14 protein-coding genes and 1 tRNA gene are annotated in these 16,244 nt (G+C 38.1%); 11 read left to right on the top strand and 4 right to left on the bottom strand.

Annotation, left to right across the window (positions count from 1 at the left end; translation table 11 throughout):
* The first annotated feature begins 122 nt into the window (after window positions 1–122).
* From Q0X77_RS12100 to Q0X77_RS12075, 6 genes are all read left to right on the top strand, one after another.
* A complete protein-coding gene (locus Q0X77_RS12100; RefSeq protein WP_297797706.1) occupies window positions 123–1,361 on the top strand; it encodes an MFS transporter in 1,239 nt (412 codons plus the stop codon).
* 90 nt (window positions 1,362–1,451) lie between these two features.
* The gene (locus Q0X77_RS12095; protein ID WP_297797704.1) at window positions 1,452–2,294 is read left to right on the top strand and encodes a sugar phosphate isomerase/epimerase; all 843 of its coding nucleotides are present in this window, start codon (window positions 1,452–1,454) and stop codon (window positions 2,292–2,294) included.
* 24 nt (window positions 2,295–2,318) lie between these two features.
* The gene (locus Q0X77_RS12090; protein WP_297797702.1) at window positions 2,319–3,431 is read left to right on the top strand and encodes a ThuA domain-containing protein; all 1,113 of its coding nucleotides are present in this window, start codon (window positions 2,319–2,321) and stop codon (window positions 3,429–3,431) included.
* Between the two features lie 44 nt (window positions 3,432–3,475).
* Window positions 3,476–4,888, top strand: a complete 1,413-nt coding sequence (locus Q0X77_RS12085; protein WP_297797700.1) for an ADP-ribosylglycohydrolase family protein — start codon at window positions 3,476–3,478, stop codon at window positions 4,886–4,888.
* Window positions 4,889–4,943: 55 nt separating this feature from the next.
* Window positions 4,944–5,498, top strand: coding sequence for a hypothetical protein (locus tag Q0X77_RS12080; RefSeq protein ID WP_297797698.1), 555 nt, complete (start codon window positions 4,944–4,946; stop codon window positions 5,496–5,498).
* Window positions 5,499–5,599: 101 nt separating this feature from the next.
* Complete coding sequence (locus Q0X77_RS12075) at window positions 5,600–6,442, top strand: C-GCAxxG-C-C family protein (protein ID WP_297797696.1); 843 nt, start codon at window positions 5,600–5,602, stop codon at window positions 6,440–6,442.
* A gap of 25 nt (window positions 6,443–6,467) precedes the next feature.
* Here Q0X77_RS12075 and Q0X77_RS12070 read toward each other — a convergent pair whose 3' ends face one another.
* Entirely contained in the window at window positions 6,468–8,138 is a 1,671-nt protein-coding gene (locus tag Q0X77_RS12070) for a DUF2813 domain-containing protein (protein WP_297797694.1), read from the bottom strand.
* 243 nt (window positions 8,139–8,381) lie between these two features.
* On the opposite strand from Q0X77_RS12070, the gene Q0X77_RS12065 reads away from it, so the two are divergent.
* The 5 genes from Q0X77_RS12065 (at window position 8,382) to corA (ending at window position 14,749) form a co-directional block, all read left to right on the top strand.
* Window positions 8,382–8,945 carry a DUF664 domain-containing protein gene (locus Q0X77_RS12065; protein WP_297797692.1) on the top strand — a complete coding sequence of 188 codons (564 nt, stop codon included), beginning with the start codon at window positions 8,382–8,384 and terminating at the stop codon, window positions 8,943–8,945.
* Window positions 8,946–9,104: 159 nt separating this feature from the next.
* Window positions 9,105–9,998 carry an alpha/beta fold hydrolase gene (locus Q0X77_RS12060; RefSeq protein ID WP_297797690.1) on the top strand — a complete coding sequence of 298 codons (894 nt, stop codon included), beginning with the start codon at window positions 9,105–9,107 and terminating at the stop codon, window positions 9,996–9,998.
* Window positions 9,999–10,319: 321 nt separating this feature from the next.
* Window positions 10,320–11,357, top strand: coding sequence for a serine hydrolase (locus Q0X77_RS12055; RefSeq protein ID WP_297797688.1), 1,038 nt, complete (start codon window positions 10,320–10,322; stop codon window positions 11,355–11,357).
* An 81-nt stretch (window positions 11,358–11,438) separates the two neighbouring features.
* Entirely contained in the window at window positions 11,439–13,616 is a 2,178-nt protein-coding gene (locus tag Q0X77_RS12050; protein ID WP_297797686.1) for a glycoside hydrolase family 3 C-terminal domain-containing protein, read from the top strand.
* A gap of 65 nt (window positions 13,617–13,681) precedes the next feature.
* Entirely contained in the window at window positions 13,682–14,749 is a 1,068-nt protein-coding gene (gene corA / locus Q0X77_RS12045) for a magnesium/cobalt transporter CorA (protein WP_297797684.1), read from the top strand.
* A gap of 1 nt (window position 14,750) precedes the next feature.
* On the opposite strand, the gene Q0X77_RS12040 is transcribed toward corA, so the two are convergent.
* The 3 genes from Q0X77_RS12040 to Q0X77_RS12030 all read right to left on the bottom strand — a co-directional run bounded on the left by Q0X77_RS12040 (window position 14,751) and on the right by Q0X77_RS12030 (window position 16,220).
* Complete coding sequence (locus tag Q0X77_RS12040) at window positions 14,751–14,972, bottom strand: hypothetical protein (RefSeq protein WP_297797682.1); 222 nt, start codon at window positions 14,970–14,972, stop codon at window positions 14,751–14,753.
* A gap of 52 nt (window positions 14,973–15,024) precedes the next feature.
* Complete coding sequence (locus Q0X77_RS12035) at window positions 15,025–15,861, bottom strand: mechanosensitive ion channel domain-containing protein (protein WP_297797680.1); 837 nt, start codon at window positions 15,859–15,861, stop codon at window positions 15,025–15,027.
* 285 nt (window positions 15,862–16,146) lie between these two features.
* Window positions 16,147–16,220, bottom strand: a tRNA-Pro gene (locus Q0X77_RS12030).
* Between the last annotated feature and the right edge of the window lie 24 nt (window positions 16,221–16,244).

Below are 16,244 nucleotides of genomic sequence, written 5' to 3'. Positions count from 1 at the left end.
TCAAAGATCAGATAAGTCAATTGCAAATTAATTATGATTTTAGCAAAAAAGACATTAATCTTATAAATTCAAACCAGCACTTTTTTACCAATATGAGTTTGTAAATCAACCTAACCAAACAAATGGAAAATACGTCTAACGCCCCCCAGGTTAATTCTCAACGACTTTTTTATGGTAGTTGTTTTGCCTTAATCACTACTGCGTTATCTTTTAGTATAAGAGCCGGTATTCTACCACAATTGGGCGAAGAATTAAGTTTATCAGCTGAACAATTGGGTTTTATTAACTCCATGTGGTTTTTAGGTTTTCCTATTTCAATGGTCATTGGCGGATTGATTTATCATAGTGTCGGTGGAAAACGAATTATGCAATTTGCCTTTTTTGCCCATGCAGTTGGAGTAATTATGACTATTTATTCGGGCAGTTATACAGGTCTATTATTATCCACATTGCTTATAGGTCTGGGTAATGGTTGTACAGAAGCGGCATGTAATCCAATGATCGCTGATGCCTATGAGAGTAACAGGATAAGTAAAATGTTGAACAGATTTCATATGTGGTTTCCCGGGGGTATTGTTATAGGTAGTCTGGTTTCCAAATTTATGACCGATGCAGGCTTCGGATGGGAATCCCAGATTTGGATTATTATGATACCTACGATCATTTATGCTTATTTATTCTTTGGACAAACCTGGCCAAAAGCCAAAATGCGTGAGGCGGCCTCGATTGCAGGCAATTTTAAGGCGATGTTCTCTCCTTTATTTATTTTTATGATGGTATGTATGGCCTTTACCGCAATAACTGAGTTTGGTCCGCAACAATGGGTTGGACTTATCTTATCCAAAAGTGGGGCGCAACCTATGCTTATATTAGCTCTGGTTACCGGACTGATGGCAGTTGCAAGGTATTTTGGGGGTACGATAGTTAAAAAATTCCATCAAACGGGTGTTCTGCTGGGATCCTCGGTTTTAGCGACGATTGGTATTTATCTTTTTAGTACACAAACTGGTGGAATGGCCTATGTTGCTGCTGTAATTTTTGCGTTGGGAATTGCCTATTTCTGGCCTAATATGATTGGTTTTACGGCTACCAAAATTCCAAAAAGTGGTGCTCTTGGTATGTCAGTTATTGGAGCTGTCGGTATGTTTTCAACTTCTATATTTCAACCAATCATAGGTAACTGGATCGATTCTGGCAGGGCCGAAGCGGCTGCCAGAGGAGTTACAGGCGATGAACTGGAATTAATAGCCGGACAGGAAACCCTGGGAACAATGGTGATTTTTCCAGCTGTCCTTATCGTATTATTTACCATCTTATGGTTCTGGATGAAAAAGCGGAAGAATGAGCCTGTGCTGGCCTAGGCACTAATTTGTTACTAACTTGAACAGTAAACTGCAGTCGCTGATATTGAGTGTGGTTTTGTTTCTTAATGACATCAATAAACTTTTGAAATGAAAATTGGAATGAACATGTTGCTCTGGACTAATCATGTTACAGATCAACACTATGGTATAATCGATACTTTAAAAGAAACCGGCTATGATGGAATTGAATTATTTTTAGGCGAAGGTGATGCTAAGCACTATGCCAAGCTCGGTAGACATTTCTCAGATATCCCAATGGGGGTTACTTGTGTTGCCTCCCTGGCCCCTGAAGAGAATATTGCCAGTCCGGATAAAAAAACAAGAAATGCGGGCCTGGAAAAGTTAAAATGGTCCATTGATATGGGTGCAGCACTAAATGCAGAAGTTATTTGTGGCCCGTTCCATTCCAGTTTTGCCTTCTTTACACGTCAGCCCCCCCGGGAGGAAGAAAGGCAATGGAGTATTGAAATGTTGCAAAAAGCAGCAGAATATGCAGGCGAGGCTAACATTATGCTTGCTCCCGAGGCTTTAAACAGGTTTGAATGTTACCTTTATAACACCATGGCTGATTTAAAGACCTTAGCTGAACAAGTGGGACATCCAAGTCTTGGCGCAATGTATGATACGCACCACGGGAATATTGAAGAGAAAAGTCAGACCGAGGCAATTAAGACCATTGCTCCATATTTAAAGCATGTACATATTAGCGAGAATGACCGCGGCACTCCCGGAAGCGGACAGGTAAACTGGTCTGACGTTTTCAGAACTTTAAAGGAAATAGATTATCAAGGCTGGCTTACCATTGAGGCTTTTAGTACCATAATTCCTGAATTTGCCAATGCCATTAATGTATGGCGGGATTATTCGCCAATGGAGGAAGTATATTCCAGGGGATATTCTTTTATTAAAAAAGGTATGGAATACAAATAAGCAGTTTGCAATTAAACCTAACAAATGAAAAATGTACTAGTATTATTGATCGGTTGCCTGTTGATAACTGCTTGCGGACAAAAATCAAAACAAGAAAATTCAGAAAAGCCTGAAACAAGTCCAAAACAGTGGCTCACATTTAATACTGAAGCAAACAAAGCCAAACATATCGTTCTAATTTCAGGTGATGAAGAGTACAGATCTGAAGAGGCCTTACCACAACTAGCCAAAATTTTATCTGCCAAACACGGTTTTAGATGTACGGTATTATTTGCACAGGACCCATCAAAACCAGGAATTATTAATTCAAATTATGTTTACAACATCCCGGGATTAGATGCTCTGGATTCAGCAGACCTGATGATAATTTTTACCAGATTCAGAGCTCTCCCAAATGAACAAATGCAATTCATAGATAATTATTTAAGAAGTGGAAAACCTGTGATAGGCATACGTACGGCTACCCACGCCTTTAATTTTGATATGGAATCCGATTCTAATTTTAAACACTACAGTAACGGGTATTCGGGCGCCAAAAAAGAGTGGGTCGATGGTTTTGGGCGTATGGTATTAGGTGAGAAATGGATTGCGCACCATGGACACCATAAGCACCAAAGTACACGGGGTGTAATAGATGTAGTAAGTAAATCGCATCCAATTACCAATGGAATTAAAGATGGTGATATCTGGGGACCTACTGATGTTTATGGGGTTCGGTTGCCACTACCGGGAAATTCACAGCCCATTATATTGGGAGAAGTTATGGAACGTATAGAAGACTTTAATGAGGAAGATCTCTTTTATGGAATGAGGTTTACCGATACAATTCCGGCCACAAGGAATGATAATGGTGTTTTGCTTAATGATCCAATGATGCCTATTGCATGGACAAAAAATTATCAGATACCCGGTGGTATAGAGGGCAAAGCATTCACAACTACAATAGGAGCGGCCACGGATATGCTGAACGAGGGGGTACGCAGACTATTGGTTAATAGTGTTTTCTGGAGTCTGGAGATGGAGGTACCCAAAAAGGCTGATGTAGGAATTGTAGGTGATTTTGAACCGACAGCTTATGAATTCCGGGATGATGCCTACTGGCTTGAAAAACAGTTAAAAGTTGAGGACTTTTATTAAAATATACTTACTTGGATTTGTTCACTAATAAAAAATGGTTTAAAATGAATAGCATAATTAAAAATCTATTTTCGGCAGGAATTACTCTCATATTTGTTTTATTGATTATTGCGTGCAAGGATGCAAATAAGCAGCCGGTAAAACAGGCCAAAAATGCATTGATCGATCCTGAACTGGAATATAGTACATATACACCAAAAACCAACGACCAGATTATTTCTCGTGCTGAATATTCAAACAAACTCTATGGATTTTGGTTGGGTCAATGCATCGCTAATTGGACCGGACTCGTTACGGAAATGGATAAAATAGGCAACATAGGGGAAATAAAAACCGGGCCCTTCTATACCAGGGAAGATTGGGGAACACCAGACCAACCAAGTATTTGGGGAGAAGGTCTTCCGAGTGAATTATCAGACAACATAGACTTTGTATTCAGGGGCGAAGATGAGGTATGGGGTGCAGATGATGATACGGATATTGAATACATGTACCAGCATCTATTGTACACCAATAAAACCAGTATGTTATCTGGTAAGCAGATTAAAGAAGGTTGGCTGAAGCACATAAAACATGAAGAAGAAAATTTCCTGTGGGTGTCCAATCAAAAAGCGCTTGATATGATGCTCAATGGCGCAGTACCCCCTGAAACAAGTGACCCAAATTTAACCCGCGACAGTATTTACGATAATTATCATGAGATGATAGATGCGCAATTAACTACAGAGATATTTGGTCTTTTTGCCCCGTCCAGACCGGATATTGCATTAAAAATGGCCAAACTGCCCATACAAACCACCGCAAGGGAAAATGCCCAATGGATCTCAGAATTCTATGTAATCATGCATTCTTTGGCTTCAGATGTTGACGAAAAATTATCAAAAAAAGAACAGATAGCCTGGATGGCCGGACAAGCAAGGGAACACCTGCCTAATGATTCCTATGCTGCAAAGATGTACGACTTTGTGAAAGGGAAATACGATGATGATATCCCATGGGAACAAGCAAGGGATGACTTATATAAACGTTATCAGGTAAACCAGGAAGATGGGTATACCATCACCTCAAAGAATATCTTCTGCAATGGTTGCTTTGCGGCAGGAATAAATTTTGGTGCCAGTTTAGTAAGTCTATTATACGGAGAAGGAGACATTAAAGAGACAATTAAAATTGGGGCATTGGCAGGATGGGATTCTGATAACCCCACAGCTACCTGGGGTGGACTTTTAGGTTTTATGCTCGGTAAAGAAGGTGTTGAAGCTGCTTTTGGTCGCACATTTTCAAACAAGTTTAATATCCATAGAACACGAGTAAACTTCCCGAATGACGGTTTAGACACTTTTGATGAAATGGCTAAAAAGGGCATTTATATCATTGATCGGGTGGTGCAGGAAGAAATGGGCGGTGGTACAGACCTGGAAAAAAATGTATGGTTCATTCCCAAAGATGGATTGTAACAAATAATTGAATTATGAGTCTAATAACTTAACATACCACTGATAATTCAATCACATGAATGCAACCTTAACTTTAAAAAACCGAATAATATTCACAGCAATAGTAACCTTGTTAATATGGACAAATTTAGCATGGGACTATTTTCACGATGGTGTACCAACCCATTATCTTTTGCATCGCAAGGATTTACCGGGGATATCAAATTGGTGGGGAGGAATAGCAATCCCTTTATTGACCTGGTTTCTACTCTATCGAATTAAAAAGAGAATCCATAATAAAGATTCAAATGGAGACCCCAAAAACTTAAACAATATTCTTTATGGCTTAGTTGGTTCATTTTTATTTGGAGTACTGGTATCATTCTTTTTTACCATCGGCAGTGATGTCCCGGGATATATGATGATAGGTCTTTTTATCCTTTCATTTTTTATTCCTATCTACAGGGCGGAGTGCGTATTGGGTTTTGTGCTTGGAATGACATATACTTTTGGTGGAATTTTACCCATATTATTCGGTAGTATTTTTGTCCTGATATTTGCAATAGATTATTTAGCAATCAGATCGTTTATACTATATCTCATTTCGAAAACTTCCTCAGCAACATCCTAATTTGAAGGCCACGGCTGATGACTTTTTAAACTGATACAAGTCATTTGTTACCACGCCTTTCATTCATAAATTTCGTGAAACAAAACAATTCCTCGTCATTTATGAAAAAAACAATTCACCATACAAGATCTGGCACTAAAGATGCAAGCAAAGTCTTCAGAAAATTGCGTACCTGCTCAAGGACTTTTTTTCATATTCTGAATAATGAATTTGGCCACCCAAAAGAACTTGAGGAGCGCGCGGCTGATTCATTAGCAGGTGGCATACTACAGGAAGGGCATCAATGTGGAATGCTTTGGGGTGCTTCACTGGCTGTTGGTGCAGAGGCCCATCGAAAGTGTAAGGATCCAAATGAGGCCATTGCAGTAGCCATCAAAGCCACTCAGTATATAATGAATTCATTTATGAAAAATGAGCATACCGTCAATTGCAGGGATATTACACATTGTGACTTTTCAAGTAAGCTGAGTTTTGCAAAGTACATGATATCAGGCAGGTTCTTATACTGTTTTAAAATGGCAGACCGATGGGCTCCGGAGGCCGTAGAAGCGGCTATTAATGGTTTGTCATACAACGAAATTGATGAGTATCCTGTTTCAATCAGTTGTGCAACAGAAGTAGCCAGAAAAATGGGCGCCAGCGCCGAAGAGATGATTATGGTTGCAGGTTTTGCAGGGGGGTTGGGCTTAAGCGGTGCTGCCTGTGGGGCATTGAGTGCCGCCATATGGATGAAATCACTTTCCTGGTGCCGGGAAAAATCCAAGAAATCATCATTGAAAAATCCGGATGCAAAAAAAACACTCGAAACGTTTTACCAGGCTACGGGATCAAAAATACGATGTAATGACATTACTGGACTAAATTTCAATACAATAGATGAACACACGAACTTTATAGTAAATGGTGGTTGTGATATGATTATGAAAACACTGGCCAAATCCTAACAGGAAAATAAAAACAATCCAGGGTTTAGTTTTTACGGGCTAGAGCAATACAGGATTCTATCATTTGGTATAGCATATCCGGAATCGAAGAGGAGCCTTTGGCTGCAATAGCTTCAATAATGCTCAGGGCCAGGTAGGGTTTAGATTTGTTCTTTACGGCCTTGCGAATTGTAACTCCCGGCTTAAGTTCATTCTCCACTACATATTTGGATTTGGCAGCTTTAATAAACACTTTTTCAAAGCCATGATGCCAGAAGTAATGCTCAATATCCTTTTCCTTCAACCTTGTAATCACATTCTTGAGGTTGTGCTTATTGGCGAAATCCTGTATTTGTTTTTCATAATACAGACCGGCTTCATCACCATCTACCAGCACATGCCAGCCGATTCCTAGATCTGTAGCATATTTTAATAAAGGTTTTAGTCCTGATTGCGCAAAATCGATAACTGATATTCCTTCCTGCCAAAATTCATAGTTCATAATCCTTGCCAGGTGTGGGAGAATCCAGAATTCAGATTCTCCTTCAACTAAAATCCAGAAGCGATCAAATGAGGCTGAACTATACTTGGACCTGAGATGATAGGATAAGCGGCGCAAATCTTCATTGGTATAAAGCTGTGAATCAATATGACTTTCTTGGATAATACCCTGCTTCCTCCTTAACATTCTGATTGATTTTAAGGGAACCCTGCTCAATAATATACCCGAATTTGTGGTTAAAATCTTTTGCCATTGGATTCTACTTAGTAAAATGCCAATCGTAGCAAGGGTAGTTTTATGTAGGAAAGCTTCCGGATGTTGCAAAATAAGTATCGGTCGTGTATACTTTTCAAATTTTGTGCTATTGGATTTAAGAAGTGCATGGACCAACATCAATGCAGCGAGTTTTTCCGTAGGCCTGTGAAATCGCTTTAGGGTATCTGCTATATGCTCTTGCTCAGATAGGGCCACCATCTGTAGGATCTCCCTGATCCTTAGCATAACACCGTCCTCACCTTCCTGTACCTCATTGGGTTGCCTATAGAACTGTAATAATGTTTCCACAGCTTCAAATCCTTTATTCAAAGACATATCAGTGTCTTGCGTAGTGCCGAGAATTATTTCATTCACCGATGTGAAAATCTGATGCCTTAGCTGGTTTTCATGATCCGTTTCAACATGGGTATCACCTTCTATAGATTCCGGCATATTTAAAAACCCTGTCAAAATCCCGAACCGGAGATGAATCACAGGTACGATCTTTCTGATAGCACCAAGGGCTCGAGTGTCCTTAGTAACTGTTCCTTTTTGCAAGTTGGTACAGCTCCATTCTGAAGTGCCTACCGAACCGGATAGGTGCGAAACAAACGAAACTTCCAACTTCGGTTTCTTTTTCAACGCTTCCTGCGGGTCTACCATGAGCAACTCCAGTTCTTTAGATGCATTGAGTGCTTTATTATAATTCAGTTGAAATAAGAGCTTGATTTGCAGTTTTTCTTCCGGGACCTCTTTTTCGGGATCCTTATAAAACTGAAAGGTGCTAAATTCCGGGAGTTTATCTTCTAATTGGGGATCAAGTATAGCTGAAAGGGCTTCCATAAGGATAAATTTCCCCGAATCATTTTCCCCTATAAGAAGTGTAGTCTCATCAAACTTGAGCGACGCATATTCAATGGATCGGAAATTGATAACTTCTAATGAGACTAATTCTAACAATGCTTAATGAGATTATTGAGGATTTACCCTAATAAATATGATATGACGTCTTCTTTTTTATTAATAATTACAATATAAGAAGTCTGGGTTGGGAATCCTAAACGCAATATTGCTATAAATCCTGATTGAAAAGAAATTAGATATACTGAACCCATTTTACACCCAATTTTATGTTAGATTCAATTTAGTATATTTGGCTTGAAAGCCTTTATAAATAAAGCTCTAATTCTTATAACTAGTATTATGAAGCCTATAAAGAAAATAGTCTCCTTAGTCGTTCTATGTTTTTCATATTCATTGGTGAACGCGCAATATGAAATTAAACCGGAAGAAGGATATACACCTCAAATTGGTACTATGGTGGATATGCTCGAGGATCTGAAAAATCGTATTTCAGACATGACACGGGATTTAAACCGGGAGGAAACAGATTACCTGTTCGACGAAAAAGCCAATAGTATTGGAGCTATGCTAATGCATATAATAGCCACCGAATCATATACACACGTGGAAACTATAGAAGAACGCAGTTGGACAGATGAAGAAGGAAAATTTTGGGGAATTGCAGGTGGATTGGGAACAGAATCCAGAGACAAAATAAAAGGAAAACCGATACAGTATTATTTGGACCTCTGGGATGAGGTTCGATCAAAAACACTCCAAGGTCTAAAAGCCAAAGATGACGCATGGTTTGCAGCAAATATAGATGAGGGTGTTAACAACCATTGGGCATGGTTTCATGTTTTAGAGCATTCTGCCAGTCATATGGGCCAAATAGCACTGGTACAAAGCAGACTCCCCGAGTAATTGCTAAATGATGAACATTAGTCGCATAATTAAAGAATAAGACCTGCTTATCTGACCTGTGATCTTGCAAAGAAGAAGAGGTTTATTATGCCAAAGTTGCCACAAAAACTATACATATAACCGTTGTCAATAATTTAAACGTGTATCGGAAAATTGAAAATGAATCATTTTAAAACCATATTTTGTGGGGTTGTTGGGTTGATTCTGTCGTCTTGTTCTTTTAATAGTACTTTTCATAAACCGGATCAAATTGCATCTTTTGAAGAATTAACCCGCTATGATTCTGCCAAGGATACCATCCATATTGAATATACCGCAGCAAATCAGGAAATAATATTGTTTGACGGTGCAGGACCTGAGGTATTAAACCAAAATTATAGCATCAGAAACCATTTTTTTACTAGTTCCAATGGAAACAAGTTGAATGGTTGGCTTTTGGTCCCCAAGAAAGTAAAATCAATAGCTACCATACTCCATTTACACGGAAGTGCAGGAAATTTATTGACCCAGTATCAGTTAATATCACCCCTCACAAAATACGGATACCAGATTTTTTTGTTTGACTATAGCGGTTATGGGTGTTCTGAAGGAGTCGCAACACACAAGAACGCAATGCAGGATGCCTATTCAGCTTTGGAATACATAAAGGAACAAGCTGGTGTCAATAATGGTAAATTAATCCTTTATGGACAATCGTATGGCGGCTATTTAGCATCGATTATTGGTGCCAACAGCCAGCAAGACATCGACGGGATAGTGATTGAAGGGGCGTTTACTTCATTTCGGGAAGAAGCAAGGTATAAAGCAGGAATTTTTGGGAACTTTGTTAAAAAAGGAATTCCGGCAGACCAAGAACTACATAAAAACCAAAAACCATTATTGGTAATTCATAGTAGGGAAGACAAAATGGTTCCTATATCGCAGGGGCGTAAACTATTCAGCAATGCAAATGATCCCAGGGAATTTTATGAAATAGATGGTTTGCACAGTAATGGTTTGCAGTATTATTCAAAGGAGATTGCAGATAAAATCTATCGATTAATTTTGGAATAACAGCACTATTGCAAACAACGTTTTTTACATTTTCGTGTCATTGTTATAATTCATTGTTGCCCTTCTCCTAACCTAAAAATTCTTACTTTTAGATTGCTTAATTTCAATACTTGAAAATTCTATGGCCAGGGCGCCATCCGCACTACCGATAACCCGGACGGCTGACAAGCCAAAATCATAGCCTAAACATTGTCATCAATTCATAATTACTGTAACATTCTCTCCTAAATACAGTCCTATATAAATCTCAATCAATTATAAAGAATGAAAAATGGACTCCTAGCTTTATTTGTATTATTAATAACTCCAATCTAAAGTATCATGGACAAGAAAAAAACAAAACAAATTCTAAGAATAGCGTTAATCATTACATCCATATCCTCCCTGTTCTTTGTACCTTGGCTTTTGGTTAAGGCATGGATACTTCCGCTACCGGATACAATTCAAGAACAGTTAGATGAGGCCATAGGTCATGGATTTGAAGGAATGATTGTTTATGTAGACCAGGCCGGTAAACCACCTCAGTATTTTGCTTCCGGCTGGCACGATCGAGAAGCCAAGATCCCTGCCAAACCTAAAGCCCTATTTAAGATTGCGAGCATCAGCAAGTTATATGATGCCGTGGCGGTCACCAAGTTAGTAATTGATAAACGTCTTTCTTTGGATAAAACTATTGCCGATTATTTACCGGAACTTGTGGGAAGAATTGAAAATGCTGAGAAAATTACCTTGAGATTGATGATACAACATAGAAGTGGCATTCCCAATTTTACCGACGCTCCGAACTTTTGGGCAGCTCCTACAGAGACCTATGAGGAAAGTCTTGCATTGATTCTGGACAAGCCATCGAATTTTGAACCCGGTGAAGATTATGAATATTGTAATACTAATTATCTATTAATCAATAAAATAATGGATGATGTGCTAGGTTATCCGAACTTTCAATTCATTCGGGAAGAAATTCTAATCCCGTTAAATCTTAACAGCACCTTTAGTTCGCTAAGTGAAGTGAATATAGATGATGTGATGAGTGGCTATCATGTAGGATATCCCCTTGATTTAAAGACAAACGATTATGGCATGCATGCCACAGCAGAAGACGTAGGTACTTTCCTGAGGGCATTGAACGACGGAACATTGTTTGAACCGGGAGAACAGGAAATATACTCCTCTATTTATGAGTATGAACATTCCGGTTGGGTTCCGGGATACCAGAGTTTTGCAAAATATCATAAAGACCCTAATGCTGTTGTTATTGAGTTCTACAGCACAACCGATCCTAAACTATACAATTGGAACTTGTCAGAAATCATAAATAATAGAATTATTAAAATACTCAAAAGGCAAAAAAGCTTATAACTATGTATACAACATATTACTACGTTTTTTAATTTAACCGTTAGTCATAATTTTAATAACAATTCAACAATTGAGCTAGCCATGAAAAAACTATTAGTAATTCTCATCTTTGTTATTCCAGGAATTTCAACCTTAAGTGCACAATACAAATATCTTAATCCTGAAGTTGATCTGGATAGCAGAGTAGATGATCTAATCAATAGGCTCACCCTTGAGGAAAAGGTGGATCAGATGCTGATGAATACCTCCGGTATTCCCCGCCTCAATATACCTCCTTACGATTATTGGAATGAGGCTCTTCATGGTGTTGGACGTTCTGGCAAAGCAACTGTTTTTCCCCAAGCTATTGGTTTAGCGGCTACTTTTGATAACAATCTGATATACAGGGTTTCATCAGCTATATCTGATGAAGCTCGCGCCATGTATAACGCAGCCCAGGCTGCCGGAAATTACAAGAGATATGCCGGATTAACCTTCTGGACTCCCAATGTCAATATCTTTAGAGATCCACGTTGGGGACGTGGACAGGAAACTTATGGAGAGGATCCCTATTTAACAGGTTTATTAGGAGTGGCTTTTGTTAATGGATTACAAGGTGATGATCCTAATTATCTTAAAACAGCGGCATGTGCAAAACATTTTGCTGTTCACAGTGGCCCTGAAAAATTAAGGCACGAGTTTAATGCTGTGGCAAGTCCAAAAGATATAAACGAAACGTATTTGCCGGCTTTTGAAGCCCTTGTTAATGCAGGTGTCGAATCTGTAATGTGTGCTTATAACAGAACCAATGGTGAACCCTGTTGCGCAAGTAATTATCTGCTTAAAGAAGTATTATTTGAAAAATGGGGCTTTAAGGGACATGTAGTAAGTGATTGTTGGGCTTTGGTAGATTTCTATTCAGATATTGGTCATGGCACCGTTTCCAATGTGGTTGAAGCTGCTGCACTTGCTTTGGAAAGTGGTATTAATGTTAACTGTGGAAATACATATACAGCTCTGGCAGAAGCTGTACAGAAGGGTTTTGTGAACGAATCGCTTATAGATGAAAGACTAAAACCTTTGCTTAAAACAAGATTTAAGCTTGGTATGTTTGACCCTAAGGATCTTAATCCATATAACTCAATTCCATATGATGTTGTTGATAGCAAGGAAAACAGGGCTCTGGCTCGCGAAGCAGCAGCCAAATCTATTGTGCTACTAAAAAACAATGGGGTGCTTCCTTTGAAAAATGATCTGGACAGGTATTACGTAGTGGGACCTAATTCCGCCTCCATTGATGCCCTTCTGGGTAACTATTTTGGTGTTAATTCAAATATTGTCACGTTTTTAGAAGGTATCACATCGGCAGTTGCTCCCGGTAGCCAGGTTCAGTATAGTCCGGGAACTACGCTCGACAGAAAGAATATTAATCCTGTGGATTGGTCAACAGGAGAAGCTGCTGAATCGGATGTAACTATTGTTGGAATGGGGCTAACCAGACATATTGAGGGAGAAGAGGGGGAATCTATCTCATCTCCGTATTATGGTGATCGATTAGACTACAATATTCCTGAAAATCAATTGGATTATCTTAGAAAAATTAAAAGTCACAACAAACCTGTTATTGCAATTATCACAGGAGGATCTCCAATGAACCTTTCAGAAGTCCATGAGATAGCTGATGCGGTATTATTAGCATGGTATCCGGGTGAAGAGGGGGGTAATGCAGTTGCTGATATTCTATTTGGAAAGGTTTCTCCCTCAGGTAGATTACCTATTACGTTTCCAAGATCACTTGATCAATTACCTCCATACGAAGATTACACAATGAAAGGCAGGACCTATCGCTATATGACAAAGGAACCTATGTATCCATTTGGATTTGGATTAAGTTATGGTTCATTCTTATATAGTGATCTAAAACAATCGGCTTCAAAAATTAAAGAGGGAGAAATAGTTGAGATAAGTTGCCGGATAGAAAATGTCGGCAAGTATCCATCACTTGAAACAGTACAACTTTACATTACTGATGATAAAGCCAGTGTTGAGGCGCCCCTATTTTCTTTAAAAGGAATTAAATCTGTCCATTTGGAACCAGGAGAGGGCAAAACTATAGTTTTCAACATTTCTACAGATATGCTCAAGTTGATAAATACCCAAGGTGATGCGATTCTGGAGAAGGGCGAATTTACCCTTGGTATATCAGGTAGTTTACCAACAGAAAGAGCAATAGAGCTTGGTGCTTCCAAACCGCTGAGGACAAAGTTAATCTTGAATTAGTCATGCGGCTATTGGAAATTCTATCATAATTACCTTAAATTGTTGTATTGAAAACCACATAAATTATGGGAAAGAAAGCTTCATCCAATTACGCAAATAAAGCAGGTCTATCCCCTGGGTCAGTAATTTATGTAGGAGACAAAGCTTCCAGTGAGCTATATATTGATGTCTTTGAGTACAATAAAGACTTCATTGAAGAAAAGGAACTAAAAAATATAGAGGATGCATTTAACTATGTGGATTCCAATTCCATTACATGGATTAATATTAATGGGCTGAACCATACCGAGGCAATTGAAAAAATTGGAAACAACTTTAAAATACATCCGTTGGTATTGGAGGACATCGTAAACACAAAGCAACGACCTAAATTTGATGAGTATGAATCATACTTTTTCACTGTGGCTAAGATGCTCCATTTTGACAAGAACGAGAACCTTTATATAGAACACATAGGTTTCATCCTAGGAAAGAATTACGTACTATCTTTTCAGGAAACCGATGGTGATGTTTTTGATCCATTAAGAGAACGATTGCGCTCGGGCAAAGGAAAAGTAAGGACAATGGGATCGGATTATTTGTTATATGCGCTTATAGACTCCATTGTAGATAATTATTTTAACCTTATCGAAGTTATTAGTGACAAGATTGAAGAATTGGAAGATAATTTGTTTGAGAAAAAACAGAATGATGATATTGCCGCTAATATTCAGGATTTGAAGCGCGAAATCTTAAGGATCCGCAAAGCGGTGTTTCCGCTCAGGGAGGTTGTAAATCGCATAGAGAAAAGCGATAATGTATTGATACAGGATAGAACACGGCATTACTATAGAGATGTTTATGATCATATTATTCAATTATCCGAAAATATAGATCTTTATAGAGAAATGATCTGGGGTTTGATGGATATGTATATGACTTCAATTAGCAATAAAATGAACGAAGTAATGAAGGTATTGACCATTATCGCTACCATCTTTATACCCTTGACCTTCATCGCAGGAATCTATGGAATGAATTTTGACAATATTCCGGAATTAAAGTTTGAAAAAGGATATTTTGTGCTTTTGGGAGTAATGCTTCTAATATTCCTGGGCATGCTATTTTACTTTAAAAGGAAAAAATGGTTATAGCCTATTCATCAACCTGATGGTCTTTAAAGTCAATTTTTATTTCAGGAAGTTTAAAAAGTTCCGATGCGGTGGGGTAAATACTTTCCAAATCGATCAAATCTAACCTGATCCCATAGATCTCAATTCGATCTCCCGGTTTAGAGAGCTTCACTATAAAGATGCAAAATGATAGTGTAATACTAAGAATCAATTCCTGATGTGTAATTGCGACTCCTGCAGACAACAATCCGATTGATAAGGTGTTTATGATTTCTTACAAGGGTAATGTAGTGAGGTTATTTATCCTCTTTAAATAAGTTGGTATGATTTGATTTGAAATGTAAGTCCATTTGAGGAAAAGGTATAGCGATCCTGTTTTCGGCAAATTTTTGATTAATAATTCTACGGATATCGCTTTTTACTTTATTTATCCTGAATATATTTTTGCTAAAAAACAAAACTTGAAAATCCAGTGAGGAATTACCAAAATTTACCAATCGTGCTTCAGTTAATTCCCGGTTAGATATATCCGGATGTTCAAAAGCACTTTCTTCCAAAATTCTTATTACCAAATCTACATCGCTGCCATAAGCAACACCAACATCAACTCTAAAGCGGGTTTTCTTTGTCTGGTGGCTCCAATTAATTACTTTATTGGTTGTAATTAATGAATTTGGTATTATAATAGAAATATCATTTGTGTTTAGGCCTTTTGATGTTCTTAATCCAATACTTTGGATTTTTACAATATCGCCATCAATTTCCAAGACATCATCTATTCTTATAGATTGTTCTGAAAGTAAAATAATTCCTGATATGACGTCGTTGAATGTTTGCTGTAATCCTAATCCTATTCCAACAAGCAACGCAGCGGAACCGGCTATTAATACAGTTACTTTAACACCAATAGTTTCTAAAATAAACCCGATCGCAATTACCCATATCACATATCTAACGATTTGAAATAAGGCATAAGCGGTTCCTTTGTCAAGTTTTCTGAACTTACCTTTACGAAAAACTGTTTTCTTAATTAACCATAATATTAATTTAGTAATCAGAAAAATTATTAAAATGGTCACTAATGTATAAACCCGAATCTTATATTCTCCTACACTAATAATCTCTAATTCCAAAAATTTCCTTAATGTTTCCATGTTGTCCTTTTAAAAACCACAATTGCATATAGTTATTAACTAATATAGGGATATATAGTTAATGATCAGATCCTGCCTATATGAATTATTGAATACGATTTTTAAGGTCCTTTAAAAAGGTCGATTTAAAGAACGGAATAAAGAATAAAGCTGTTGTCCCATAAAATGTCTGATCTTAAAAGATAAAATTTGATTGCAAGAAAAATAAAAACCCTGCCAATCAATAAATTAGCAGGGTTTTGACATTGCCGGAATAGCAGTTCGTCGGGATGACAGGATTTGAACCTGCGACCACACGGCCCCCAGCCGTGTACGCTACCAGACTGCGCCACATCCCGAAATTATTTCTATTTTATTTTTTC

Source organism: uncultured Eudoraea sp. (assembly GCF_947258925.1).
In the GTDB taxonomy this organism is placed as follows: domain Bacteria; phylum Bacteroidota; class Bacteroidia; order Flavobacteriales; family Flavobacteriaceae; genus Eudoraea.
Note: the sequence above shows the minus strand (reverse complement) of the source record. Positions and strands in the feature narration are given on the sequence as shown.

Bases quoted from the DNA above. Each gene is read 5' to 3' on its own strand.
- Q0X77_RS12100 (WP_297797706.1), top strand. From the start codon at position 123: ATGGAAAATACGTCTAACGCCCCCCAGGTTAATTCTCAACGACTTTTT.
- Q0X77_RS12095 (WP_297797704.1), top strand. From the start codon at position 1,452: ATGAAAATTGGAATGAACATGTTGCTCTGGACTAATCATGTTACAGAT.
- Q0X77_RS12090 (WP_297797702.1), top strand. From the start codon at position 2,319: ATGAAAAATGTACTAGTATTATTGATCGGTTGCCTGTTGATAACTGCT.
- Q0X77_RS12085 (WP_297797700.1), top strand. From the start codon at position 3,476: ATGAATAGCATAATTAAAAATCTATTTTCGGCAGGAATTACTCTCATA.
- Q0X77_RS12080 (WP_297797698.1), top strand. From the start codon at position 4,944: ATGAATGCAACCTTAACTTTAAAAAACCGAATAATATTCACAGCAATA.
- Q0X77_RS12075 (WP_297797696.1), top strand. From the start codon at position 5,600: ATGAAAAAAACAATTCACCATACAAGATCTGGCACTAAAGATGCAAGC.
- Q0X77_RS12065 (WP_297797692.1), top strand. From the start codon at position 8,382: ATGAAGCCTATAAAGAAAATAGTCTCCTTAGTCGTTCTATGTTTTTCA.
- Q0X77_RS12060 (WP_297797690.1), top strand. From the start codon at position 9,105: ATGAATCATTTTAAAACCATATTTTGTGGGGTTGTTGGGTTGATTCTG.
- Q0X77_RS12055 (WP_297797688.1), top strand. From the start codon at position 10,320: ATGGACAAGAAAAAAACAAAACAAATTCTAAGAATAGCGTTAATCATT.
- Q0X77_RS12050 (WP_297797686.1), top strand. From the start codon at position 11,439: ATGAAAAAACTATTAGTAATTCTCATCTTTGTTATTCCAGGAATTTCA.
- corA (WP_297797684.1), top strand. From the start codon at position 13,682: ATGGGAAAGAAAGCTTCATCCAATTACGCAAATAAAGCAGGTCTATCC.